A 24,382-nucleotide genomic window follows, 5' to 3' on the forward strand; every position below is an offset into this window, starting at 1 on the left:
CGGGATGGGCGCGCGGCGCGCTCGACCGCGCCAATGCGGTCGCGATCAGGCGACGTGCCGCTTGCCCGATTTGTCCCACCCGATCGTGCTGACGATGACGCGGTCGCGGCCTTCACGCTTGGCTTGATAGAGCGCGAGGTCCGCGGCCTTGAGCAGATCGCGCGACGTGCGCTCGTGGTCCGGGACGAGGCAGGACAATCCGATGCTGACGGTCGGCAATTCAAGCTCGGATTCCCGCGCAGCCGCCAGCTTGGTGCGAATCCGTTCGGCAATTTCCAGGGCGCCCGTCTTGCCGATGCCCGGCAGCAACACCGAAAACTCCTCGCCGCCATAGCGGGCACCGAGATCAGTTGCACGCTTGGCGCTGCTTGCGATGCACCGTCCCACGGTGGTGAGCACGGCGTCGCCGGCCTGATGCCCGTACGTGTCGTTGTAGATTTTGAAATGATCGACGTCGATCATCAGAAGCGAGACCGGCGCCTTTGCGCGCATGCCACGGCGCCATTCGACGTCAAGGGTATCGTCAAGGCGGCGGCGGTTGGCGAGGCCTGTCAGTGCATCCGTGTTCGCGAGGTGCGCGAGCCGGTCTTCCGCGGCGGCCCGCCGTTTGAGAGCGGCCACCAGGTAGAACATCAGCACGATCGAGAAGCCGCAGAGCGCTGCCACCACGCTGCCGATCAGCCAGAGCTGCTGCCACCAGTCGGCATAGATGCCGTCGAGCGCAAGACCCTCGGCGATGAGCAGGCGATTGTGTCCGACCGCCTGGAAAACATAGAGCCGGCTGACATGATCGACGATCGATTTCGTGATGTAGGAGCCGGATTGTCGTGCCGGAAATTGCTTGAAGACCAGAGAGTCCTTGATGCTTTGCCCGATCTTGCTGATGTCGAACGGGGCGCGCATCAGTATGACGCCATCGCTGTTGAACAGCGCCATGCTGTCGCCGAAGCCGAAATTCAGCTTGCGAAACAGATTGTGGAAATAGCTGAGCCGCATGCTGCCCGCGACCACGCCGGCAAAGGAACCGTCGTCATTGTTGATGCGGCGGCTGAGGCTGATCAGATATTCGCCGTCAGAGGTAATCCACGGAGCGCTGATGAACAGCCCGCCGTCCGCTCGCGTCTGATGTGCCCGGAAGAAGTCTCGATCGGCGAAATTTGCGGCCCGCGGCGTCAACGTCCTGGAATCGAGCGTGACGTCCCCCGCCGCATTCAGCACAAGGATCGAGCCGAGATCCTTGGCCGTGGCGGCGCGGTCGAACAGCACGACCTGGCGAAGCTCCGGGCTGATCTTGCCGAGCTCCTGCAGCTTGACGCCGTCGGCGACCGCCTGGAGCGAGAGGTCGTAGAGGTCGATGTTGCGGTCGATCTCGCTGGCGATGGAGGCGACGAGGTTGGTCGCACCTTGCTTCGCATGCTGATAGTCCTTGCCCGCCATCTCCCAGAGGATGGATGCGCAGATCGCCGAAAAGCAGAGAACGAGGCCGATCCCGAGCGCAAGGAGCCGTTTGGTCGGCACTGCCTTCGGCTTTGGCAAAAGCCCGTTCATTGCTCGGTTCCACTTCCCCGCGCCCTCGCGCAGCGACGCTTTTCTATGGAGGCATCAAATTGAGAAATGCGACCCGAAGCGGAGGCAATTTGTGTCCGTGCGTTGGGAGAGTCTTAACCATCCGGATTGCCGGGGCCCTGTCGCAGGGCCCCGCCAGATCGCCGCTCAGGTTCCGGTCCGCTGCAGGCCGTCGGCCGCGTCGCTGCGCAGGTTGCGGAAGAACTGCTCGACCTCGCGCGACAGCGTCTCGGCAGTGGTGGTCAGATCGTTCGAGGCCGCGAGCACCGATTCCGCCGCCTTGCTGGTTTGGTCCATGTCATCGCGGAGCGAGCCGACATTAGTGACCAGGGTCTCGTTGCCCTGGGCGGCCATCTGGGCATTGGCGGAGATTTCGCGCGTCGCCGCGTCCTGCTGGCCGACCGCGCTCGCGATGTTCGCGGTGACGTTGCTGATCTCGCGCACCGCCTGACCGATCTCGCGCACGGCGGCCACCGAGTTGCGGGTCGAGGCCTGGATCAGGCCCACATTCTCGCTGATCTCGGCGGTTGCCTTCGCGGTCTGGCCGGCCAGCGCCTTGACCTCATGCGCGACGACGGCGAAGCCACGGCCGGCATCGCCGGCGCGGGCGGCTTCGATGGTGGCGTTGAGGGCGAGCAGGTTAGTCTGCTCGGCGATAGCCTGGATCAGGCTCAGCACCCCGTCGATGCGCTGGGTGGTGGCGGCAAGGCCCTCGATCTCGGTGATCGAGCGGTCGGTGCGCGCACCGGCCTGATCGACTGCGCCGGACGACTGCTTGACCTGGCGGCCGATCTCCTCGACCGAGGCGGAGAGTTCTTCGGCTGCGCCCGCCACCGCGGAGACGTTGCTCGAGGCCTGTTCGGTGGCGCCTGCCGCCGCCACCGCGCGGGCGCTGGCGTCCGACGCGACGGTTGCGATGGTCTGCGCGGTTTGACGCATCGTCGCGGCGTTGTCGTGCACCGCGCGGAGCACCTCGCCGATCGTGCCACGGAACGCTTCGACGAAGGTCTCGATATGCCGGCCGCGCGCGTCGCGCGCCTCGGAATCCTGTACGACCTGCGCGTTGAGGCTGCGATTGCGGTCCATCGCCTCCTGGAAGACCTTGATGGCGCGTGCCAGTGCGCCGATCTCGTCGCTGCGCCCGACATGCGGTACTTCGACATGGTCGGTGCCCTCGGCGACGCGCTTGATCGTCATGGTGATCTGCGACAGCGGCCGGGCCACCGAGCGGGCGATGATCAGCACGCCGAGTACCACCACAATCAAGGCCAGGGCGCCGAGGCCGGTCAGCACCAGCGCCATCGTGCGGTTGGTGTCGGTCTCGCGCGCCAGCTTCTTGCTGCGCTCGGCATAGACTTTGGAGAGCGCTTCGAGATCCTTGTTCAGCGCGGTGCGCACGTCGCGGTTGGCGTCGTTGTCGCCCCACTCCCGCCCGGCTGCAGCGCCGATCTCGATGCCGCGGCGTACCAACTCCTTGCGGAAATCGATGAACTGCTCGATGCGCTTCTTGAACACCGCGAACTGGGCGGCGTCGTCGGCCTGCACCAGGGTTTCCCAGTTCTTGACCACGCCGAGAATACGTTCGTTGAACGCCAGCAGTCCGGCGCCGTATTTCTTCACCGCTGCCGGATCGGTCGACATGTAGATGCCGCGGGATTCCATCACCACGGCGTAGACCAGTGAATTGACCCGCTCGACATTGAGTGCGGCACGGCTTGCGAGGTCGACGGCCTCGGTCAGCTCGGCATTACGCCGCGCATTGTATTCGGACAGGAAGGTGATGGCCGCGGTCAGCGCCGCAATCAGCGCAAACGTCGAGTACAGCCTGGCAGCAAGCGAGAATCGGGATGCCATTGGAGGCCGGGACATGGAGATGGAGAATGTGACGGGGGCGGGCATTGCGGGGCACTCCAAGAGGCCGGGGAGTACCTTCGGCCGATTAAAGCTTATGCAAAATTTTCATGGACAATTTCTTAACGGGCGAGTTTTGTGTCGCCGCAACCGTTAAAATCCGTAAATAATCTCAATACCTTATGGGCTGCATTGAGTCTGGCGGGTGCTCGTGGCTCGCTTCCGTGCCGGTGATGCGCCGCGATCACCGCCAACGGCGCCGGCACGCGGGGCGAAGCCGATGGCACGCCTTTCGCAAAGAGGTGCTAGATTGCGCTGCCCAGCCCGCGACGAACCCCCATGCTCTATCGTCACACCATCGACGCCACCAATTACGCATTCGACGATCTGCGCATCCTGCTTACCAAGGCCTCGCCGCCGCGTTCAGGCGACCGCTTGGCCGGCATCGCCGCCGACAGCGCGGAGGAGATGATCGCAGCGCGGCTTGCGCTGGCCAATGTTCCGCTCAAGCAATTCCTCGATGAGCCTGTCATCCCCTATGAGGCTGACGAAGTCACCCGCCTGATCCTCGACAGCCACGACGTTGCCGGCTTTCTGCCGGTGTCGTCGCTCACCGTCGGCGGATTCCGCGACTGGCTGCTGTCGGATGCCGCCAGCGGGGAAGCGATCAAGAAGATCTCGCGCGGCATTACGCCAGAGATGGTTGCGGCGGTGTCGAAGCTGATGCGCAACCAGGATCTGATCCTGGTCGCGAAGAAATGCGAGGTCACGACCCGCTTCCGCAACACCATCGGTTTGCGCGGGCGAATGAGCACGCGGCTGCAGCCGAACCATCCTTTCGACGACCCCAAGGGCATCACCGCCTCGATTCTCGACGGGCTGCTGCTGGGAGCGGGCGATGCCTGCATCGGCATCAATCCGGCGAGCGACGACCCGAACGTCATCGGCACCCTGCTGCGGCTCCTGGACGACATCATCACGCGATTCGAGATTCCGACGCAGGGCTGCGTGCTGACCCATGTCACGACCACGCTCGGACTGATCGGGCAGGGGCTGCCGGTCGATCTCGTGTTCCAGTCGATCGCCGGCACCGAGGCGGCCAATCGCAGTTTCGGCGTCGACCTCTCGCTGCTGCGGGAAGCCCGGGAAGCGGGGCGGTCGCTGCGCCGCGGCACGGTCGGTGACAATGTGATGTATTTCGAGACCGGGCAGGGCTCGGCGCTGTCCGCCAATGCCCATCACCAGGTCGACCAGCAGACGTGCGAGGCGCGGGCCTATGCGGTGGCGCGCGCGTTCGATCCACTGCTCGTCAACAGCGTGGTCGGCTTCATCGGTCCTGAGTACCTCTATGACGGCAAGGAAATCATCCGCGCCGGGCTCGAGGACCACTTCTGCGGCAAGCTGCTCGGCCTGCCGCTCGGGATCGACGTCTGCTACACCAACCACGCCCAGGCGGATCAGGACGACATGGACAATCTCCTGACGCTGCTCGCGGCCGCCGGCGTGAACTTCATCATGGGCGTGCCGGGCGCGGATGACGTCATGCTGAACTATCAGTCGACATCGTTTCACGATGCGCTCTATGTCCGCGACCTTTTCGGCCTGAGGCGGGCCCCCGAATTCGACGACTGGCTCGCGCGCGTCGGCCTTGCCGGGCAGGACTTCCGCCTCGTGGCCGATGCGGAGCGGCTGCCCGACCTCGCTGCCAGGCTCTTGACCTGAGGGGGATAGCGAAATTCTGCAGAGCAACTATCTCGTCGTTATGACGTTAAGCCGTGCCACAATGTTGAAGAATTTCTGGCCCAGCGTTCCGCGCCGTGGTTAGATTTGCCGGTGCTTCGGGGTCGCTTGATGAGAGCTGAGGGCATAGAGACAGTACGACGTATCCTCTGCGTTTTTCCGCGCTATACGTCGTCGTTTGGGACCTTCGAGCACGCCTACCCCCTCACTGACGGCGTCAAGGCGTTCATGCCGCCGCAGGGCCTGCTGCTGATCGCCGCATACCTTCCCGAGAACTGGCCGGTCCGTTTCGTCGACGAGAATCTGCGTCCGGCGACGGCGGAGGATTTCGAGTGGGCGGATGCCGTGTTCGTCAGCGGTATGCATATCCAGCGCCAGCAGATGAACGACATCTGCCATCGCGCGCATGACCATGACCTGGTGGTCGCGATCGGCGGCCCGTCGGTCAGTGCTTGCCCGGACTACTATCCCTCATTCGACTACCTCCACGTCGGCGAGCTCGGCGATGCGACCAATGAGCTGATCAAGCGTCTGGCTGATGATACCAGCCGTCCCGACGAGCAGGTGGTGCTTAAAACCATCGACCGGCTGCCGATGACGGAATTCCCGCTGCCGGCCTATGAGCTCGCCGAAACCAAGAAGTATTTCCTCGGCAGCATCCAGTTCTCCTCGGGCTGCCCCTATCAGTGCGAGTTCTGCGACATCCCCGGGCTCTATGGCCGCAATCCGCGCCTGAAGTCGCCGCAGCAGATCATCGCCGAGCTCGACAAGCTGCGCGCCTGTGGTGCCACCGACACCGTGTATTTCGTCGACGACAATTTCATCGGTAACCGTAAGGCCGCGAGCGAGCTGTTGCCGCACCTGATCGAGTGGCAGAAGCGGACCGGATATGTCACGCGCCTCGCTTGCGAGGCGACGCTCAACATCGCCAAGCGTCCCGAGATCCTGGAGAAGATGCGCGAAGCCTACTTCGTGACGATCTTCGTCGGCATCGAGACGCCCGATCCCGACGCGCTGAAGGCCATGCACAAGGATCAGAACATGATGGTTCCGATCCTCGAGGGCGTGCGCACCATCAATTCGTTCGGCATGGAGGTCGTCTCCGGCATCATCATGGGGCTCGATACCGACAAGCCCCAGACCGGCGACGCGTTGCTCTCCTTCGTCGAGGAGTCGCGGATTCCGCTGCTCACCATCAACCTGCTGCAGGCGCTGCCGAAGACGCCATTGTGGGATCGGCTCGAAAAAGCCGGGCGGCTGATCGATGACGAGGGCCGCGACTCCAACGTCGAGTTCCTGCTGCCCTATGAGGACGTGGTCAGTTCCTGGCGCAAATGCATGGAAGTTGCCTACGAGCCGAACAAGCTGTTCGCGCGCTATTTGCATCAATGCAACTACACCTATGCCAATCGCATCAAGGTGCCGGTCAGCCCAGAAATGAAGAGTTGGGCCAACATCCGGCGCGGCCTGATCATGCTCCGCAACATCTTCTGGAAGGTCGGCGTGCTCGGCGACTACAAGCGCGTGTTCTGGAGGTTTGCGCTCGGCCGGCTCAAGCGCGGCGACATCGAGGGGTTGATCTCGGCGACGCTGGTTGCGCATCATTTGATCACCTTTGCGCGTGCAGCCTCCAGCGGCCGGCAGAACGCCTCGAACTACTCGATCCGGCTGCGCGAGGCTTCCGTCCCCGCCGAATAACAGCATGACGACACCGCCGGCGCCCATGTCCCCTTCGCTTGCCGATCTGCGCGAGCTCACGCCGGCGCGCGTCGGCCTTGGCCGGTCCGGGGCCAGCCTGCCGACCGATGCGCTGCTGTCGTTCACGCTCGACCATGCCCGCGCCCGCGACGCCGTCCACGCCGCCTTCGATGTCAGCGGGATCGCGGCCGGTCTTGCCGGCCTCGGCATCACGCCGCTTGAGGTGTCGAGCCAAGCGCACAGCCGGCGCGACTATCTGCGGCGGCCCGATCTCGGGCGCATGCTGGATTCTGCGTCGCGGCGGTCGCTCGAGACCTGCGGCATCACCGCATGCCCCTGCGCCATCGTGATCGGTGACGGCCTGTCGCCGACGGCGGTCAATGTGCATGCCGTCGAATTGATCCGGCATCTCGTGCCGCGCCTTGCGGCCGACAAGATCGAGGCCGGCGCGGTGATCGCAGCGTCCGGGGCGCGGGTCGCGCTCGGTGACGAGATCGGCGCCATCGTCGGCGCGCGCATGCTGGTGATGCTGATCGGCGAACGGCCGGGCCTGTCCGCTCCCGACAGCCTCGGCGCCTATCTCACCTTCGCGCCGCGAATCGGTCTCACCGACGCCGACCGCAACTGCATCTCCAACATCCACCATGCCGGGCTGAGCTATGCGGAGGCCGCATTCAGGATTTCGTGGCTTGTGCGCGAGGGCCTGGCACGCCAGATCACAGGGGTCGCCTTGAAAGATGAAAGCGGCGGTGGATCGTCGAGGAATGCGCTACCAGGGTGTGACAAATCAGATACTTAATGGCGGGGATCGGCGGTTCCCTGTCGATTTGGTCAGCCCCTCGCGCTTGCGAGCAAAGGGTCGGGCAGGTAAAACCGGCGCCGGTCAATATTCGCGTGTTTTCAAGGACTAGCGCCGATCAGTTGCGCTCACCCGCCTCATTCGCGCCCCTAGACCCAAGCTAGACAGATTGAGCCGTTTTCAGAACTGGACAGGGCATGCTCGAAAAGAATTCCGAAAGTCAGGTCCACGTCGAGAAGATCGAAGAGCCGCGGTCGGGCCTCAGCATCGCGTTCGGGATCGAGCGTCTCGGCCTGATCCCGATGCGGGCGCCGATCCTGTCCTGCATCGTCCTCGTTCTGTTGCTGATCGGCGCCGTGTTCGGCGTGCAACGGATCAAGATCGACGACTCGCTGTCGCAGCTGTTCCGCTCCGACTCCAAGGACTACAAGCAGTATGAGGCGGTGACCAAGCGCTTCCCGGCGACCGAGTTCGACGTGCTCGTCGTGGTCGAAGGCAAGACGCTGCTCGAGCGCGACAATCTCGGCAAGCTGCGTGACATGGTCACGGATCTGCAACTCGTCGAGGGCGTGCGCGGCCTGGTGTCGCTGTTCTCTGCGCGCCAGGCGCCGGAGCGAGGCAAGCTGCCGGCGGCGTTGTTCCCGAACGAGCTGCCCGAGGGCGCGGCCTACGACAAATTCGTCGAGACCGTCAAAAGCAACGAGATCATCCGCGGCAAGCTGCTGTCGGAGGACGGAACGCTCGCGCTGATCGTGCTATCGCTCGAGCCCGAGGTGGTCGGCAGCAACAAGCTCAGCAAGGTGGTCGGCGACATCAGGAAGATTATGGCCGACGACCTCGGCGGCAGCGGGCTCAATGCGCAATTGTCCGGCGTGCCGGTCATGCAGCTCGAGATCCGCAACGCGGTCGAGCGCGACGGCCTGACCTACAACATCCTCGGCATCCTCGCCGGCTGCATCATCGCCATCATCTTCTTCCGCAAGATATCCTTCATGGTGGCGGCGGCGTTCCCGCCGATGATCGCGATCCTGCTCGCGCTCGGCGGCCTCGGCTGGGCCAATTTCAACCTTAACATGTTCCTCAACGTGATGACGCCGCTCATCATGGTGATCAGCTTCTCCGACTCGATGCAGCTGACATTCGCGGCGCGCGACCGGCTGATCGCGGGGCAGGACAAGTTCACCGCGTTCAAGAATGCGGTGCTGGTGGTCGGACCGGCCTGCGTGCTGACGCACGGCACGGCCGGAATTTCCTTCATCGCGCTGCAGTTCTCGGATTCCGACCTGATCCGCAAGTTCGGCGAGGCCGGGCTGGCGGCGACCATCATCGCGCTGATCGCGGTGCTGTCGCTGGTGCCGGTGTTCGGCGTCCTGTTCGTGCGCAACGAGAAGATCTTTGCGGTCAAGTTCCAGAGCGCGGATGCCGGCGTACAGGCGCTGCGCAATTTCTGCTACTGGATCGCGGTGCGCATGGTCGGCCGTCCCGGGCTGTTCAGCCTGCTTGCGCTGATCGTGGTCGGCGGCCTCGGCATCATCTACGCCAATCTCGAGCCGCGCTACCGGCTCGCCGATCAGGTGCCGGACAAGCGGCAGGCGGTGGCGGCGTCGAGCCGGCTCGACGCCAAGCTGACCGGCGCCAATCCGGTCGATGTGCTGATCGAATTCCCCAAGGGGCAATCGCTGTACTCGCCGGAGACCTTGAAGACGATTGCCGATGTCCATGCAATGGTCGAGGACTCTGCCGGCGTCGGCAACGTCTGGTCGCTGGAGACCTTGCGGCGCTGGCTCGCCGAAAAGGCCGGCAGCAATGATGTCGCGACGCTGAAGGAATATGTCGACCTGATCCCCGAACACCTGGTGCGCCGGTTCATCGACAAGAATCAGGATGCTGTCGTGGTGTCGGGCCGCGTCCCGGATGTGGACTCGAGCCAGTTGCTTCCGGTGGTGAACAAACTCGATCATTCGCTGGACAAGGTGCGCGCCGAGCATCCCGGCTACGAGATCGCGGTCACGGGTCTGTCGGTGATTGCCGCACGCAACAGCGCCAGCATGATCGAAAAGCTCAACCACGGCCTCACCATCGAATTCCTGCTGGTCGCGATCTTCATCGGGCTCGCATTCCGCTCGATCGTGGTGATGTTCTCCTGCATCCTTCCGGGCATCTTCCCGGTGGTGCTGTCGGGCACGGTGCTGTGGCTGCTCGGGGAGGGGCTGCAATTCGCCAGCGTCGTGGCACTTACCGTCTCGTTCGGCCTCGGCCTCAGCGCCACCATCCACTTCCTCAATCGCCTGCGGCTCGAGACCAAGCCGGGTGTCACGCCGGAACTTGCGGTGGAGCGCGCCACCGTCCTGGTCGGTCCTGCGCTGATCCTGACCACGGTGGTGCTGGCCTGCGGTCTCGTCGTCACCGTGTTCTCCGACCTGCCGTCGCTGCGCCTGTTCGGCTGGCTCAGCGCGTTCTCGATGGTAGCAGCCCTGGTCGCGGACCTCTTCATCCTGCGGCCGACCTCGATGTTCCTGATCAACCTGTCGCAAAAGCTCCGCGGCAGGGGCGGCCAGCCCGCGCCGATCGAAAAGGCCTGATCGACGAGCGATCAAAAAGCTGCAGCAAAAAGGCCCGGTTCCGAAGCGTTCGGAACCGGGCCTTTGTGTCTTGTGGGCGCAATCGGCTGGGAGCGTCAGCTCTTCGTCATCGTGATCGAGACGCCGCGGATCTCGCCCTTGGAGTCGATCTGCACGATCTGCTTGGAGCCGTTGGTCTGCAGGTTCAGGTTCGCGGCAAAGCCGGACGCCTCGACGAACACGTCGATCCGCCCGCCGCCCGCGGTGCCCTGCAGATTGCCGAAGATGTTGCGGCTCGCCTCGCTCCAGTTGCCGGAGATCCGGTCGCCCTGGCTGGTGACGTCGCTGGAGAGGTCGAACTTGTAGCTGTCGCTGGCGCAATGCAGGGACTGTTTCAGGCTCATGCCCGAGGGCGCGACCTTGTAATCCGCCTTGCAACGAATCCGTTCAGTCGTGCCGTTGGACAGCGCCACCGTGCCCGTTCCGGTCCACGAGCCGGCAAAACCGGCAAACGGCCCGCTGGCCTGGGCGTGGACGGCGGAGGCAGAGAGCATCAGTGCGGCGCCGACGCCCACAGCCCTGAGAGCCTGACCATAAAGGCTGGAACCAAACCGTTTCATCGTGAATTTTCCCATCAAAATCAACGCTTCCTACGCAAGAAAGCGTCTCGCCGCATCGAAAGTTTAGTGTCACCGAAGAATGTTAGGTTCAAACGACAGAACAGCGCGCGGCCCCATATTGTCATCGAACAGAATCAGAAACCGTCGGCTTCGTGATGGCATGTAGCTTTGCGCAACTGCTATCCGCAATAGCCGAACGCGACAAAGTGATGGCACGAATCGTCATTGCGAATCAATAACTTATGTGGGGGTTTACAGCGCCGCAAATTTAGCCGCATTTAACGGTGCTTGTCGTCAATCCATTGCCGCGTTACGTGGCGTCTGCAATCCCCAAAATCCGTCCCGGCCATGCCGAAGCGCTTTTCGGGAACAGATTTTCTGCTGTCGGAAATGAAGGAATACGATGCGTAAATTTCTCTTGGCTCTTGCCCTGTTGTCGATCCCGCTCTCGTCCAGCGCCTTCGCCCAGCAGCAGACGCGCGGGACACCCGATGAGCAGAAGGCCTGCACGCGCGACGTGCAGCGTCACTGCCGCGCCGTGATCGATCAGGGCGATTTCACCATTCTCGCCTGCCTGCAGCAGAACCGTAGCAAGATCAGCACCGCCTGCGACCAGGTGCTGAAGACCCACGGCCAGTAAGGCCGCTTCGGGCCCCATGGATCGCCGCAAGGCCCGTGCTCGGCATGTGTGCCGGCCACGGGCTTGGTATGCTGGCGGTCACGGACAGCATTGGTTTTGGTGGCGTATTCCCCTATATGGGGCTCGCAAATCCCCCGCATGCGCTGACCTTTCGCGCCTGCGTCGTGCCATGACCAGTGTAGCCCAAATTTCCCATGACCACCGCGAGCGACCTGCGATCCGGAAAGACCCACCGCGACGAGAATTTCCCGGTCGCGTCGTGGATCATTCATCCGCGGCATCGTGCCCTGATCCTGGCCTTCTATAATTTCGTCCGCACCGCCGACGATATCGCCGATCACGCCACGCTGCCCGCCGAGGAGAAGCTGCGCTACCTCGACCTCATGGAGGCCGAGTTGCTTGGCAATGGCGACACCCAGAAGGAAGCGGTCAATCTGCGCCGCGCCTTCGCCGAGCGCGGCATGCCGCCGCGGCACGCGCTCGATGTGCTGGTGGCGTTCCGCCTCGACGTCACCAAGCTGCGTTACGAGAACTGGGACGATGTGATCGATTATTGCCGGTACTCGGCGATGCCGGTCGGGCGGTTCATGCTCGACGTGCACGGCGAGGATACCTCGACCTGGGCGGCGTCGGACGCGCTCTGCGCCGGGCTGCAGATCAACAACCATCTGCAGGACTGCGGCAAGGACTACCGCAACCTGAACCGTGTCTACTTGCCGCGCGATGCCCTGGCCGCCGCGGGCGCGACCGTCGAGATGCTCGGCGAGGCGAAATCGCAGCCGGCGCTGCTCAAATGCCTGCAGGCGCTCGCGGTGCGCACTGAGACGCTGCTCGACCAGAGCAAGTCGCTCGCCGCCGAGGTGAAGGATTTCAGGCTGGGGCTCGAGATCTCCGTGATCCAGGCGTTCGCCGACAAGATCGTCAACATGCTGAAGGTGCGCGATCCGCTCAGCGAGCGCGTGCATCTGAGCCCGCTCGAACTGCTGCTGCAGAGCCTTGGCGGCGTGGCCGGCGAGACGGCGCGGCGTGCGACCGGACGGCGTGCGGTCTCCAAATCGGCGGCTGGCGCATGAGCGTGGAGGCGGCGGCCAACGCAAATTACGGAAGCACCGCGTCGGGCAGCTCGTTCTACGCCGCGATGCGCATTCTGCCGCGCGCGCAGCGCGAGGCGATGTTCCAGATCTACAGTTTCTGCCGGCAGGTCGACGACATCGCCGATTCCGACGGCCCGCGGCCGGAGCGGCTGGCCGCGCTGCAGCAGTGGCGCGACGATATCGACGCGCTCTATGCGGGGCATCCGCCGGAGCGGCTGAAGGACTATGTCGCCTCGGTGAAGACCTTCGGCCTGAAGCGCGAGGATTTTGTCGCGATCGTCGACGGCATGGAGATGGACGTGCCGCAGGACATCCGCGCGCCGGATCTCGCGACGCTCGATTTGTATTGCGATCGCGTCGCGAGCGCGGTCGGCCGGCTGTCGGTGCGCGTGTTCGGCCTGCCCGAGGACGACGGCATCCAGCTCGCCTATCACCTCGGCCGCGCGCTGCAGCTCACCAACATCCTGCGCGACATCGACGAGGATGCCGGCCTCGGCCGGCTCTATCTGCCGCGCGAATGGCTCTGGCACGCCGGCATCACCAATAACGATCCGGCCCGCGTCACCGCCGACCGCGCGCTGCCGAAGGTGTGCGCGCCGCTGGCCGAGCGGGCCAAGATGCATTTCCAGAAATCCGACGAGATCATGAAGCGCAATTCGCGCCGCGCCGTGCGCGCGCCGCGGATCATGTCGAAATACTACCGCGCGATTCTCGATCTTCTGATCGCGCGCGGCTTCACCGCGCCGCGCGCGCCGGTACGTGTGTCCAAGGCCGCCAAGATCGGCATCCTTCTTCGTTACGCGATCATCTGATGCAAAAGACCGTTCATATCATCGGTGCCGGCATTTCCGGCCTCTCCGCGGCCGTGCGCCTCGCCAATGGCGGCTACAAGTTGTTCGTCCATGAGGCAACGCAGCAGGCCGGCGGCCGCTGCCGCTCCTATTTCGACGCGGCCACCAATCTCACCATCGACAATGGCAACCATCTGTTGCTGTCGGGCAATCGCCATGCGCTGAGCTACGCGCGCGCGATCGGCACCGAGGCCGGTCTCGTCGGGCCTGCGCGCGCGCAGTTTCCGTTCGTCGATCTTGCCAGCGGCCGGCGCTGGCAGCTCGACCTCGGCGATTCCCGCCTGCCGCTGTGGGTGTTCGACGAGGCGCGCCGCGTCCCGGACACTAGCCTGCGCGACTATCTCGCCTTGGCGCCGCTGGCTTGGGCCGGCACCGGTGCGCTGGTCGGCAACACTATTCCCTGCAAGGGCACGCTGTATGACCGCCTGGTGCAGCCGCTGCTGCTCGCCGCATTGAACGTCGATCCGCCGGAGGGCTCGGCCGGGCTCGCGGGCGCCATCGTGCGCGAGACGCTGCTCGCTGGCGGGCAGGCCTGCCGTCCGCTGATCGCGCGCGACGGCCTGAGCTCGGTCCTGATCGAGCCGGCCGTGAAGCTGCTGCAGGAGGGGGCCCACAGCGTCCAGTTCAGTCACGAATTGCGTGCGCTCGGCATGTCGGGTGATCGCATCACTGAGCTCGATTTTGGCAATGGCGACAAGGTCGCGCTGGGAGCCGACGACGCCGTCGTGCTTGCGGTGCCGCCGCGCGCCGCGGCCGCGCTGCTGCCCGGCCTGAAAACCCCGACCAAATTCCGCGCCATCGTGAATGCGCATTTCCGCGTCGATCCGCCGCGCGACGCCGCGCCCATTCTCGGCGTGGTCGGCGGCCTCGTGGAGTGGCTGTTCGCGTTCCCGCAACGGCTGTCGGTGACGATCAGCAACGGCGACCGCTTGGTCGACATGCCGCGCGAGGAGCTCGCGCTGGCGATCTGGCAGGACATCTGCGAGGCCTCGGGGGTTTCCGGCGACCTGCCGCCCTGGCAGATCGTGCGTGAGCGCCGTGCCACATTTGAGGCGACGCCGGAACAGAATGCCCTGCGTCCGGGGCCCGCGACGGCGCAAAAAAACCTGTTCCTTGCCGGCGACTGGACTGCTACCGGGTTGCCGGCAACCATCGAGGGATCGGTGCGATCCGGTGATCGCGCCGCAGATCTGGTTCTGGCCAGACGTTAGATTCGACCTGTTGGCGCGTTTTCGAGCGAAGTGGCTACCGGTTCGCGTTAAGCAAACGCGACTGAACAAAAGGACAAGAGCGTGATCCGATGCAATCGGATCATGCTCTGGAGCGGCCGCGGCTTTCGATCAGCCGGCCCGCGATGAAGAGGATATCGAGCGAAATGCTTGCGAGAGATCACAGCGTTGCAGTCGACCCGGTCGCGCTGGAGAAGAGTATCTCCAAGGCAACCGAAGCGCTGCTCGGCTATCGCCAGTCCGACGGACATTGGGTGTTCGAGCTCGAGGCCGACAGCACCATTCCGGCCGAATATGTCCTGCTGCGTCACTACCTGGCCGAGCCGATCGATGCCGGGCTCGAGGCCAAGATCGGCAACTATCTGCGCCGCGTCCAGGGCGCCCATGGCGGCTGGCCGCTGGTGCATGACGGCCCGTTCGACATGAGCGCCAGCGTGAAGTCGTACTTCGCGCTGAAGATGATCGGCGATTCCGTCGACGCGCCGCACATGGCGCGGGCGCGCGAGGCGATCCGTTCGCGCGGCGGCGCTTCGGGCAGCAACGTGTTCACGCGATTCCTGCTCGCGCTCTATGGCGTCGTGACCTGGCGCGCGACGCCGGTGCTGCCGATCGAGATCATGCTGCTGCCGATGTGGTCGCCGTTCCACATCAACAAGATCTCCTACTGGGCGCGCACCACCATGGTGCCGCTGATGGTGCTTGCCGCGCTGAAGCCGCGTGCGAAGAATCCGAAGGGCGTCGGCATCGACGAACTGTTCCTGGAGGATCCGAAATCGGTCCGCATGGCGCCGAAGGCACCGCATCAGAGCGCGAGCTGGTTCTATCTGTTCCGCTCGCTCGACGCCGTGCTGCGGGTAATCGAGCCGATGTTTCCGAAGGGCCTGCGCCAGCGCGCGATCGATGCCGCGCTCGCCTTCACCGAAGAGCGGCTGAACGGCGAAGACGGCATGGGCGCGATTTATCCGCCGATGGCCAACATCGTCATGATGTACGAGGCGCTCGGCAAGGACGAGAATTTCCCGCCGCGCGCCATCACCCGCCGCGGCATCGACAAGCTGCTTGTGATCGGCGAGCACGAGGCCTATTGCCAGCCCTGCGTCTCGCCGGTGTGGGACACCGCGCTGGCCTGTCATGCGCTGCAGGAAGCGGGCGGCGACGACACCCTGGCCAAGGCCAGGCAGGGCCTCGACTGGCTGAAGCCGCGCCAAGTGCTGGAGCTGAAGGGCGATTGGGCGGTCAAGGCGCCGGACGTCCGCCCGGGCGGCTGGGCGTTCCAGTACAACAACGACCATTATCCCGATCTCGACGACACCGCGGTGGTCGTGATGGCGATGGATCGCGTGCGGCGTCATACCGGAACCAGGGAATATGATGAGTCCATCGCGCGCGGTCGCGAGTGGATCGAGGGGCTGCAGAGCCGCGATGGCGGCTGGGCCGCATTCGACGTCAACAACCTCGAATATTACCTCAACAACATCCCGTTCTCCGATCATGGCGCATTGCTGGATCCGCCGACCGAGGATGTCACCGCGCGCTGCATCTCGATGCTGGGCCAGCTCGGCGAGACCGTCGAGAGCAACAAGGCGATGGCTGACGGCGTCGCCTATTTGCGCCGCACCCAGCTTGCCGAGGGCTCCTGGTACGGCCGCTGGGGCCTGAATTACATCTACGGCACCTGGTCGGTGCTCTCGGCGCTAAATGTCGCAGGGGTCGATCGCAACGACCCGATGATTCGGAAGGCGGTCGACTGGCTGGCGTCAGTCCAGAATCAGGACGGCGGCTGGGGCGAGGACGCCGTCAGTTACCGGCTGGATTACAAGGGTTATGAAGTTGCGCCTTCGACCTCCTCGCAAACGGCATGGGCATTGCTTGGATTGATGGCGGCCGGAGAGGTCGAAAATCCCGCTGTTTCGCGCGGGGTGGAGTACCTAAAGGCAACACAGACGGAAAAAGGGCTGTGGGACGAGCAGCGATACACAGCTACGGGGTTTCCGCGGGTATTTTACTTGCGATATCATGGCTACTCGAAGTTCTTTCCGCTCTGGGCGCTGGCGCGGTATCGAAATTTGAGAAGCACCAATAGCAGGGTGGTAGGGGTCGGGATGTGATTGTTGAGGCGGGGGCCGCCGAGACCGTGGGCAGTAGAATTGATCCTCGGCCGGTATTGATTGTGACTGGATTGGTGCAGGAGGCTCGCATCGCGGCAGGCCCCGGCATGATCGTAATCTGCAGTTCGAGCGATCCGCAGCAGCTGCGTGAGTTGCTCGCGACGCTGGATCCGACCACCTTCCGTGGCGTGATTTCGTTCGGCGTGGCCGGCGGGCTCGATCCGTCGCTCAAGTCGGGCGACGTCGTGGTTGCGACCGAGGTGATGTCGGGCGATACCCGTTTCCTGGCCGCATCCGCGCTGAACGAAGAGATGATCGCCAGCGCCGCGCTGAAGCGCCGCAGGATCGTCCGCGGCAGTCTCGCCGGCGTGGAAGAGGTGATCGCGGCAAAGGCCTGCAAGGCCGCTCTGCGCTCGATGACGGGCGCAGCCGCAGTCGATATGGAGAGCCATATCGCGGCGGCCTATGCCGCCAAGGCCCGCATTCCGTTTGCCGCATTGCGCGTAATCAGCGATCCCGCGCACCGGGCGCTACCGGAACTTGCGAAATCCGCGGTGAAGCCGAACGGCGACATCGACCTGCGCAAGGTGCTGCGCGGCATCGCGCGCAATCCACGGACGCTGCGCGCGCTGGTGTCGACCGGAATTGACTTCAACCGCGCGCTGCGCTCGCTGCGCAGCTGCCGCGGCTTCCTGCTCGGCAACGACGTGCTGATGCCGGTGGAAGACGTTCTGATCACGGCGAAGGCGGCCTGATCGGCTGCACCGGGTCGGGACCGGGTTTCTCGTCGTATCAAGCGCAAAACAAAGGTCCGGTCGCATCGCGATCGGGCCTTTTGCTTTGATGCCCAAAGGTTTCGCTCGATGCCACGCTGTTTCGGTTCCGCGATCAGCGGGGAGTTGCGGTCGGCTGTGCGGTGAGAGACCACGCATATCCGTGTCCCTCGCGTCGGTGGTCGCGCGGCCAGCCTCTGACGACTTGCCAGCAGCGCGCCGGCGCTCAGGGAAGGGGCCCTGCACGGGCCGCGCTGGGTCGATGCTTGACAGCTACGGCTATTCATCCGAGAATGAACTATGATCCTTTATTCATGAATTAAGGTTCACTATGGCAATCGCCGCCGTTCGCCTCAACCAACTGGTCGAGACCAAGGCACGCATCCTGGATGCCGCCAGGGAGGCCGTTGCGCTGAGTGGCTGGAAGGACGCCCAGATCGCCCTGATCGCCTCACGGGCGGGCGTGGCCACGGGCAGCGTGTATCGCTACTTCGACTCCAAGGCGGACCTGTACGCGCAGGTGCTCGCCCTGGTGTCCGAGCGCGAGGTGGCTGTCGTCGCCGCGATCGTCGAGGCGGAAGGCTCGGCGTCCCAGTGCCTGGTCGACGCGATCTACACTTTCGCGGTCCGGGCGATGCGCGGCCGCCGCCTGGCGTACGCGTTGATCGCCGAACCCTGTGAACCCGAGATCGACGCGGCGCGCCTGAAATACCGGGCGGCCCTGGCCGATCAGATCGCAAGGCTGGTTCGGCGCGGTATCGCCGGCGGTGAGTTCGTCGAGATCGACGCGAACGTCGCGGCATCCTGCGTGACCGGCGCCTTCATGGAGGCGCTGGTCGGTCCCCTTGCGCCCGAAGCGGCCCCCGATTCCGACGCGGCGAAGGCGATCGCACAGTCGATCGCAGGGCTTTCCGCGCGCATGCTGTTTCGCCACGCCACGCCTGAACTCATCCCTGTATCGCGAGTCTCCGCATGAACGCGCGCGTCCAGCCGGTTGCCGTCGCTGAAGCGAAAGCCGCTCCGTTTGCGACCCATGAAGTACGCAATCAGGCGCGGCCGGCGCTCGGCTTCAATGCGTTCGATGACGACCGCGCGCTGAGTGGCCTGATCGCGACGATCGCGCCGTGGGCGAAAGACAAGCTTTCCGCGCTCGGAGCTCATGCCGGCAGCGAATCCGTGCAGGAGGCGGCACGGCTGGCCAACGAGCACGAACCGAAGCTCCTGACCCATGACCGGTATGGCAACCGCAATGATTGGGTCGAATTTCATCCGGCCTGGCATCAATTGATGGCGCTGGCGTTCCGGAGCGAGGTGCATAGCCTCGCCTGGTCGACGCGCGAACCACACGGCCATCTGGCGCGTGCGGCGCTGAGCTATCTCTGGAACCAGATCGAGAACGGCGTCGGTTGCCCCACCGGGATGGCGTACGCCGCGATCGCCGGGTTCTCCGGCAAGCCGCAATTCAATTTGTGGCGGGAGCGAACGCTGGCGGCGGACTACGATCCGCGGCGGCTTCCGATCGAGGCCAAGCGCGCCGCGATCATCGGTTACGCCATGACCGAAAAGCAGGGCGGCTCCGACCTGCGCGAGACCCAGACCACCGCGCGCTTCGTCGAGCGCGGCGCGCACGGCGAGATCTATGCGATTACCGGCCACAAATGGTTCTTCTCGGTGCCGGTGGCCGACGGATTCTACACGCTGGCGCGCACCCAGTCCGGCGTCAGCTGCCTGTTCGTGCCGCGCCTGCTGCCCGATGGCAGTGCCAACCGCATCCACATTCAGCGTCTGAAGGACAAGTGCGGCAACCGCTCGAACGCATCGAGCGAGATCGAGTACCACGATACGTGGTCGATCCTGGTCGGCGAAGAGGGCCGTGGCATCGCGGAAATCCTCTCGCATGCCCATCTGACGCGGCTGGATTTCGCGGTCGGCTCCGCCGGGCTGATGCGCCAGGCGCTGAGCCTCGCCCTCAACCACGCGCAAACGCGAACGGCGTTCGGCAAGCCGATGTCCGAGCTTCCGATGCAGCGCAACGTGCTCGCCGACCTCGCGCTCGAGAGCGAGGCGGCGATGCTCGGCGCGTTTCGCATCGCGCGCGCGACCGATGGCCTGCAGACAAGCGAATACGAGCGATTGCTGGCGCGGGTCGCGACACCCGTGATGAAGTTCTGGAACTGCCAGCGCGCGCCGGCCTTCACCTATGAATGCCTGCAGGTGCATGGCGGCAACGGCTTCATCATGGAGAATCCGATGGCCCGGCTCTATCGCGAGGCGCCGTTGAATTCGATCTGGGAAGGTACCTCGAACATGATGTGCATGGACGTTTTGCGCGCCATGCAACGCGATGCGAATTGCCGGGACGCATTCGTCGACGAGTTGCGTGCGAGCAGGGGCCTCAATCCGGTCTATGACCGAAGCACGGACGATCTCGCCGATCGCTTGCGTGCTCGATACCCGGACGACGGGCATGCGAGAGCACTCGTCACCCGCATGGCGCATGCGCTGCAGGCCGCCGAGATGCTGAAGCATGGCGACGCCGCTGCCGCCGAACTGTTCGTGAAATCCAGGCTTGGCGCGGACGGGATGCAGGTATTCGGCGGGCTTCCATCGACGGAAGGTCTTGGCGCCATCGTCGAACGTGCCTCCGTCATCCATCACTGAGGGTCCAAGTCATGCGTCAGACCGAAGTTTGTGCCGTCAGCGATGTCAGGGCCGTCGTCGGAGACGAGGAGTGGGCAACCCGCGTCGACCTTGCGGCGTGCTACCGCCTGGTCGCGCTCTACGGAATGACCGACCTGATCTACAATCACATCAGTGCACAGGTCCCGGGGCATCACGATCAGTATCTGATCAATCCCTATGGCATGCTGTACGAGGAGATCACGGCGTCGAGCCTCGTCAAGATCGACATCGAGGGCCGGACCCTGCTGCAGCCCGACCACGGCTACAACGTCAACGTGGCCGGCTTCTATCTGCACGCCCCGATCCATCGCGCGCGGCCCGACGTGAACTGCGTTCTCCATACCCACACCAGGGCTGGCACCGCGGTCAGCGCGCTTGCCGAGGGGCTGCTTCCACTGTCGCAGACGGCGATGCGGTTTCACGGTCGGATCGGTTATCACGATTTCGAGGGGCCGGCGATCGATCGGGAGGAATGCGACCGGGTCGTCGCTGATCTCGGTCGCAACAATGTGTTGGTGTTGCGCAATCATGGCCTCCTGGTTTGCGGTAACACGATTCCGCAGGCGTTCAATGCGATCTACTGGCTGGAGCAGGCCTGCCGGATCCAGGTCGACGCGCTCGGCTGTGGCCGGCCGCTGCATGCGCCGACCGAGATGGCGATCGGCAACACGGTGACCTGTTTTGCCGGCACCGAGATCACGCTGGACAATGAGCGCGACACCAATCCGGTGCTGAATGAAGCGGCGCAAAATCTGCAGGCCGGCTACGGCCTGCTGGAATGGCCGGCGCTGCGGCGCAGGCTCGACCGCATCGACGGGAGCTACGCGCAATGAGCACGGCGCTGGCGGCGTTACGGATCGGCTTCATCGGCGCCGGCCGCGTGGCGCAAACGCTCGCGCCGGCCTTCGCCCGCGCGGGGCTGACCGTCGCGGCGTTCCACAACCGCGGTGCCGATGCCGCGCAGCGGCTCGGATCCCGCATCCCGTCGGCGCGGCCGATGACGGACGCGCAGCAGGTCGTCGACCGCTGCGACATGGTTTTCCTCACCGTGAGCGACGACGCGATCCTGCCGGTCTGCCGCGATTTGCGCTGGGAGCCGCGTCACCGCGTGGTTCATTGCAGCGGCGCGACCGAACTGGCCGCGCTCGATCATGCGAAATCCGCAGGCGCCGCGACCGGCGGATTTCATCCGATGCAGATGTTCGCCAATCCCGACGTCGCGCTCGAGGGGTTGCGCGGATGCACCGTCGGCATCGAGGCAGAGGGCGACTTCAGGCGTAACCTGGAATTGCTTGCGACCCGCATCGGGTGTGAACCGCTGGTGCTGCCGGCCGGTGCGCGGGCGCTCTATCATGCGTCGGCATATTATGTCGGTCCGTTCCTGATCGCGCTGCTCAAGGAGGGCGTCGAGCTCTGGAAGAGCTTCGGCGCCAGCGAGGCCGACGCGTTGCGCGCGATGATGCCGCTGCTGCGGGGGACGGTCGCGGCTGTTCTCGACGGTGGATTGGCCAATGGCATGGGCGGCTGCGTGGCGCGCGGCGACGTCGGAACAATCCTCAAGCATCTCCGGGCGCTGGATGAGCGCTTTCCTCCATCCGGCGCGCTGTATCGTGAGCTCGCTTTGCGCAATGTCCCGCTCGGGATCGAGCGCGGCACACTCAGTGCGCCGCGCGCGGCGGAGATCGAGAAATTGCTTCTGCGCACGAGACCGGAAGAGCAGGCGGCATCCTGATCCAGGAAAAAAGCCCCGGTTCGCTGAACCGGGGCTTTCATGTTTCTGCTTTCGCTCACATCGCGCGTCAGGCGGCGGTCGAGGCCTTCGCCTGCTGCTTGGCGGCGGCGGCCGCTGCCTCGTCGCGGCGGATCTCCGAGAGCTTCTTCTGCACCTGCTCGGCGAAGATGTACTGCGCCGGACGCTGCTTCGACATGTCGATCTCGGGCGCCATCGGGCCTGATGTCCTGATGCCGCGCAGCGCGACCCACATCGCCTTCAGCGGATTGTTGATCGCAGCGGTCGCCGCGGTCGGCTCGTAGCCGCAATGGGCCATACAGTCGGCGCACTTCTCGTACTTGCCGGTGCCGTAGGTGTCCCAGTCGGTGGTGTCCATCAGCTCCTTGAAGGTCTTGGCGTAGCCTTCACCGAGCAGATAGCAGGGCTTCTGCCAGCCGAAGATGTTGCGCGCCGGCATGCCCCAGGGCGTGCACTCGTATTCCTGGTTGCCGGCGAGGAAGTCGAGGAACAGGCCGGAATGCATGAAATTCCACTTCTTGCCCTTGCCGAGCGCAAAGACGTCGCGGAACAGCTTCTTGGTCTTGGTGCGGTTGAGGAAGTGCTCCTGGTCGGGCGCACGCTCATAGGCGTAGCCCGGCGACATCGAGACGCCGACGCCGAGCTCGGTGGTGAAATCGAGGAACTTGGCGATCTCCTCGGCCGGGTGACCGTCGAAGATGGTGGCATTGACGTTGACCGTGAAGCCGCGCGCCTTCGCCGCCTTGATCGCCGAGACGGCGCGATCGAACACGCCCTTCTGCGACACCGCCTTGTCGTGATGATCCTTCAGGCCGTCGAGATGCACCGAGAAGAACAGATAGGGCGACGGCTCGAACAGGTCGAGCTTCTTCTCGAGCAGCAGCGCATTGGTGCACAGCGAGACGAACTTCTTGCGCGCCACGAGGCCGCGCACGATCTCGCCGATCTCCTTGTGGATCAGCGGCTCGCCGCCGGGAATCGCCACCATCGGCGCGCCGCACTCATCGGCGGCATCCCAGCATTCCTGCGCCGTCATACGGCGATTGAGGATCGCATCGGGATAGTCGATCTTGCCGCAGCCGACGCAGGCGAGGTTGCAACGGAACAAGGGTTCCAGCATCAGCACGAGCGGATAGCGTTTGCGGCCAAGCAGTTTCTGCTTGATCAGATAACCGCCGATACGCATTTCCTTGAAGAACGGTATAGCCATTAGACGATTTCTTTCTGCACTTATCAAAGGGATGTGGGTTCAGATCAGCCCGTAGTCAGTTCGGCCGGCAGCCGGAATTCGATATTCTCTTCTCGGCCCGGAACGACCGAGACCGACACCGGTCCGATCCGCCGCAGAGCCTCGATCACATCGTCGACCAAAACTTCGGGCGCAGAAGCGCCCGCGGTAATGCCGACGGCCTTCGCATCCTTGAGCCAATCCGGATTGAGTTCGCTCCCATCGGCAATGAGATAACTCGCGACGCCGACCTCGGTGCCGATTTCACGAAGCCTGTTCGAGTTGGAACTGTTGGCGGCCCCCACCACCAAAATGACGTCAACCAGTTTGCTGAGGTCCCTTACCGCAGATTGGCGGTTCTGTGTCGCATAGCAGATATCCCTGATATCCGGGCCTTGAATATCTGTAAATTTTGCCTGAAGGGCCGCGATAATGTCCCTGGTGTCGTCCACGGACAGGGTGGTCTGGGTGATGTAGGCGACCGGCGTATCGCTCGGCAGCCTCAGTTCCGCCACGTCCTGGACGCTCTGGACCAGCAGAACCGGCCCCGGAACCTGGCCCATGGTTCCCTCGACCTCGGGATGGCCGGCGTGCCCGATCAGGATCAGGGCGCGGCCCTTGGAGATATAGCGCTTGCCCTGGTTGTGGACCTTGGTGACGAGCGGGCAGGTGGCATTGAGCACCGGCAGGTCGCGGGCTTCCGCCTCCTCCTCGACGCTCCTGGCAACGCCATGGGCACTGAACACGGTCACCGCCTTGGCCGGCACTTCCGAGAGATCCTCGACGAAGATCGCGCCCTTCTTCTTCAGGCTCTCGACGACGTGCTTGTTATGCACGATCTCGTGGCGGACATAGACCGGCGGCCCATACTTCTCGAGCGCGCGTTCGACGATCTCGATCGCGCGCACAACGCCCGCGCAAAAGCCGCGCGGCTGAGCAAGAAACACTTCCATCGGACGTCCGTTACGCAAATTGCACCAATCTCGTTCAATGCCCTGCGGCCTTTTCGGCAACGCATTCCACAGGTCGGACGTCGCAACGTCAGTTGCAATGTCCGAGCCATCACAGTTCCTGGACGGGATCTGCGCCCCAAGCGCATGGAAATACAGCGATTTGTGGCAAAAAGGTAGCGGTTCGATGGGGGCGTGGTCACGGAGGAGGGGCGTTAGAGGTAATATGGTGTGGGTTTCGA

Annotated in this window: 19 protein-coding genes; 14 read left to right on the forward strand and 5 right to left on the reverse strand. The window is 64.2% G+C overall.

What is annotated here, in order from left to right:
* Nucleotides 1-45: 45 nt before the first annotated feature.
* Nucleotides 46-1,548, reverse strand: coding sequence for a sensor domain-containing diguanylate cyclase (locus ACVW1B_RS06305; RefSeq protein ID WP_456821352.1), 1,503 nt, complete (start codon nucleotides 1,546-1,548; stop codon nucleotides 46-48).
* A 165-nt stretch (nucleotides 1,549-1,713) separates the two neighbouring features.
* Entirely contained in the window at nucleotides 1,714-3,420 is a 1,707-nt protein-coding gene (locus ACVW1B_RS06310; RefSeq protein ID WP_456821353.1) for a methyl-accepting chemotaxis protein, read from the reverse strand.
* A gap of 336 nt (nucleotides 3,421-3,756) precedes the next feature.
* Between ACVW1B_RS06310 and ACVW1B_RS06315 the strand changes: the two genes are divergently transcribed.
* The 4 genes from ACVW1B_RS06315 to ACVW1B_RS06330 all read left to right on the forward strand — a co-directional run bounded on the left by ACVW1B_RS06315 (nucleotide 3,757) and on the right by ACVW1B_RS06330 (nucleotide 10,236).
* A complete protein-coding gene (locus ACVW1B_RS06315; RefSeq protein WP_456821354.1) occupies nucleotides 3,757-5,139 on the forward strand; it encodes an ethanolamine ammonia-lyase subunit EutB in 1,383 nt (460 codons plus the stop codon).
* A gap of 129 nt (nucleotides 5,140-5,268) precedes the next feature.
* A complete protein-coding gene (locus tag ACVW1B_RS06320; protein WP_456821355.1) occupies nucleotides 5,269-6,855 on the forward strand; it encodes a B12-binding domain-containing radical SAM protein in 1,587 nt (528 codons plus the stop codon).
* 4 nt (nucleotides 6,856-6,859) lie between these two features.
* Complete coding sequence (eutC, locus tag ACVW1B_RS06325; RefSeq protein ID WP_456781177.1) at nucleotides 6,860-7,654, forward strand: ethanolamine ammonia-lyase subunit EutC; 795 nt, start codon at nucleotides 6,860-6,862, stop codon at nucleotides 7,652-7,654.
* A gap of 197 nt (nucleotides 7,655-7,851) precedes the next feature.
* A complete protein-coding gene (locus ACVW1B_RS06330; protein ID WP_225641687.1) occupies nucleotides 7,852-10,236 on the forward strand; it encodes an efflux RND transporter permease subunit in 2,385 nt (794 codons plus the stop codon).
* 95 nt (nucleotides 10,237-10,331) lie between these two features.
* On the opposite strand, the gene ACVW1B_RS06335 is transcribed toward ACVW1B_RS06330, so the two are convergent.
* Complete coding sequence (locus ACVW1B_RS06335; protein ID WP_456821356.1) at nucleotides 10,332-10,835, reverse strand: hypothetical protein; 504 nt, start codon at nucleotides 10,833-10,835, stop codon at nucleotides 10,332-10,334.
* Between the two features lie 403 nt (nucleotides 10,836-11,238).
* Between ACVW1B_RS06335 and ACVW1B_RS06340 the strand changes: the two genes are divergently transcribed.
* The 10 genes from ACVW1B_RS06340 to ACVW1B_RS06385 all read left to right on the forward strand — a co-directional run bounded on the left by ACVW1B_RS06340 (nucleotide 11,239) and on the right by ACVW1B_RS06385 (nucleotide 21,944).
* Nucleotides 11,239-11,475: a hypothetical protein gene (locus tag ACVW1B_RS06340; RefSeq protein ID WP_092083335.1), complete on the forward strand. Its 237-nt coding sequence runs from the start codon at nucleotides 11,239-11,241 to the stop codon at nucleotides 11,473-11,475.
* A gap of 194 nt (nucleotides 11,476-11,669) precedes the next feature.
* A complete protein-coding gene (gene hpnC, locus ACVW1B_RS06345; protein ID WP_225641688.1) occupies nucleotides 11,670-12,548 on the forward strand; it encodes a squalene synthase HpnC in 879 nt (292 codons plus the stop codon).
* Complete coding sequence (hpnD, locus tag ACVW1B_RS06350; RefSeq protein WP_076833035.1) at nucleotides 12,545-13,381, forward strand: presqualene diphosphate synthase HpnD; 837 nt, start codon at nucleotides 12,545-12,547, stop codon at nucleotides 13,379-13,381. The genes hpnC and hpnD overlap by 4 nt, the downstream gene beginning before the upstream one ends.
* Entirely contained in the window at nucleotides 13,381-14,631 is a 1,251-nt protein-coding gene (gene hpnE, locus ACVW1B_RS06355) for a hydroxysqualene dehydroxylase HpnE (RefSeq protein ID WP_456821357.1), read from the forward strand. The genes hpnD and hpnE overlap by 1 nt, the downstream gene beginning before the upstream one ends.
* A gap of 164 nt (nucleotides 14,632-14,795) precedes the next feature.
* Entirely contained in the window at nucleotides 14,796-16,757 is a 1,962-nt protein-coding gene (gene shc, locus ACVW1B_RS06360; protein WP_456821358.1) for a squalene--hopene cyclase, read from the forward strand.
* Nucleotides 16,754-17,512, forward strand: a complete 759-nt coding sequence (locus ACVW1B_RS06365; RefSeq protein WP_376708411.1) for a phosphorylase — start codon at nucleotides 16,754-16,756, stop codon at nucleotides 17,510-17,512. Before shc ends, ACVW1B_RS06365 begins: the two co-directional genes overlap by 4 nt.
* Before the next feature lie 349 nt (nucleotides 17,513-17,861).
* Nucleotides 17,862-18,506, forward strand: a complete 645-nt coding sequence (locus tag ACVW1B_RS06370) for a TetR/AcrR family transcriptional regulator (protein WP_057015695.1) — start codon at nucleotides 17,862-17,864, stop codon at nucleotides 18,504-18,506.
* Nucleotides 18,503-20,191: an acyl-CoA dehydrogenase family protein gene (locus ACVW1B_RS06375; RefSeq protein WP_456821359.1), complete on the forward strand. Its 1,689-nt coding sequence runs from the start codon at nucleotides 18,503-18,505 to the stop codon at nucleotides 20,189-20,191. Before ACVW1B_RS06370 ends, ACVW1B_RS06375 begins: the two co-directional genes overlap by 4 nt.
* Nucleotides 20,192-20,202: 11 nt before the next feature.
* Nucleotides 20,203-21,045: a class II aldolase/adducin family protein gene (locus ACVW1B_RS06380; protein ID WP_229189446.1), complete on the forward strand. Its 843-nt coding sequence runs from the start codon at nucleotides 20,203-20,205 to the stop codon at nucleotides 21,043-21,045.
* On the forward strand, nucleotides 21,042-21,944 hold the full coding sequence (locus tag ACVW1B_RS06385; RefSeq protein ID WP_456821360.1) for a Rossmann-like and DUF2520 domain-containing protein: 903 nt from the start codon (nucleotides 21,042-21,044) through the stop codon (nucleotides 21,942-21,944). The genes ACVW1B_RS06380 and ACVW1B_RS06385 overlap by 4 nt, the downstream gene beginning before the upstream one ends.
* Before the next feature lie 67 nt (nucleotides 21,945-22,011).
* On the opposite strand, the gene hpnH is transcribed toward ACVW1B_RS06385, so the two are convergent.
* Nucleotides 22,012-23,172, reverse strand: coding sequence for an adenosyl-hopene transferase HpnH (hpnH, locus tag ACVW1B_RS06390; protein WP_028331712.1), 1,161 nt, complete (start codon nucleotides 23,170-23,172; stop codon nucleotides 22,012-22,014).
* A 44-nt stretch (nucleotides 23,173-23,216) separates the two neighbouring features.
* Nucleotides 23,217-24,143 (reverse strand): 4-hydroxy-3-methylbut-2-enyl diphosphate reductase, encoded by a 927-nt coding sequence (gene ispH / locus ACVW1B_RS06395; protein ID WP_456821361.1) that lies wholly within the window; start codon nucleotides 24,141-24,143, stop codon nucleotides 23,217-23,219.
* Nucleotides 24,144-24,382 lie beyond the last annotated feature (239 nt).

This window comes from Bradyrhizobium sp. USDA 4502, assembly GCF_054063355.1.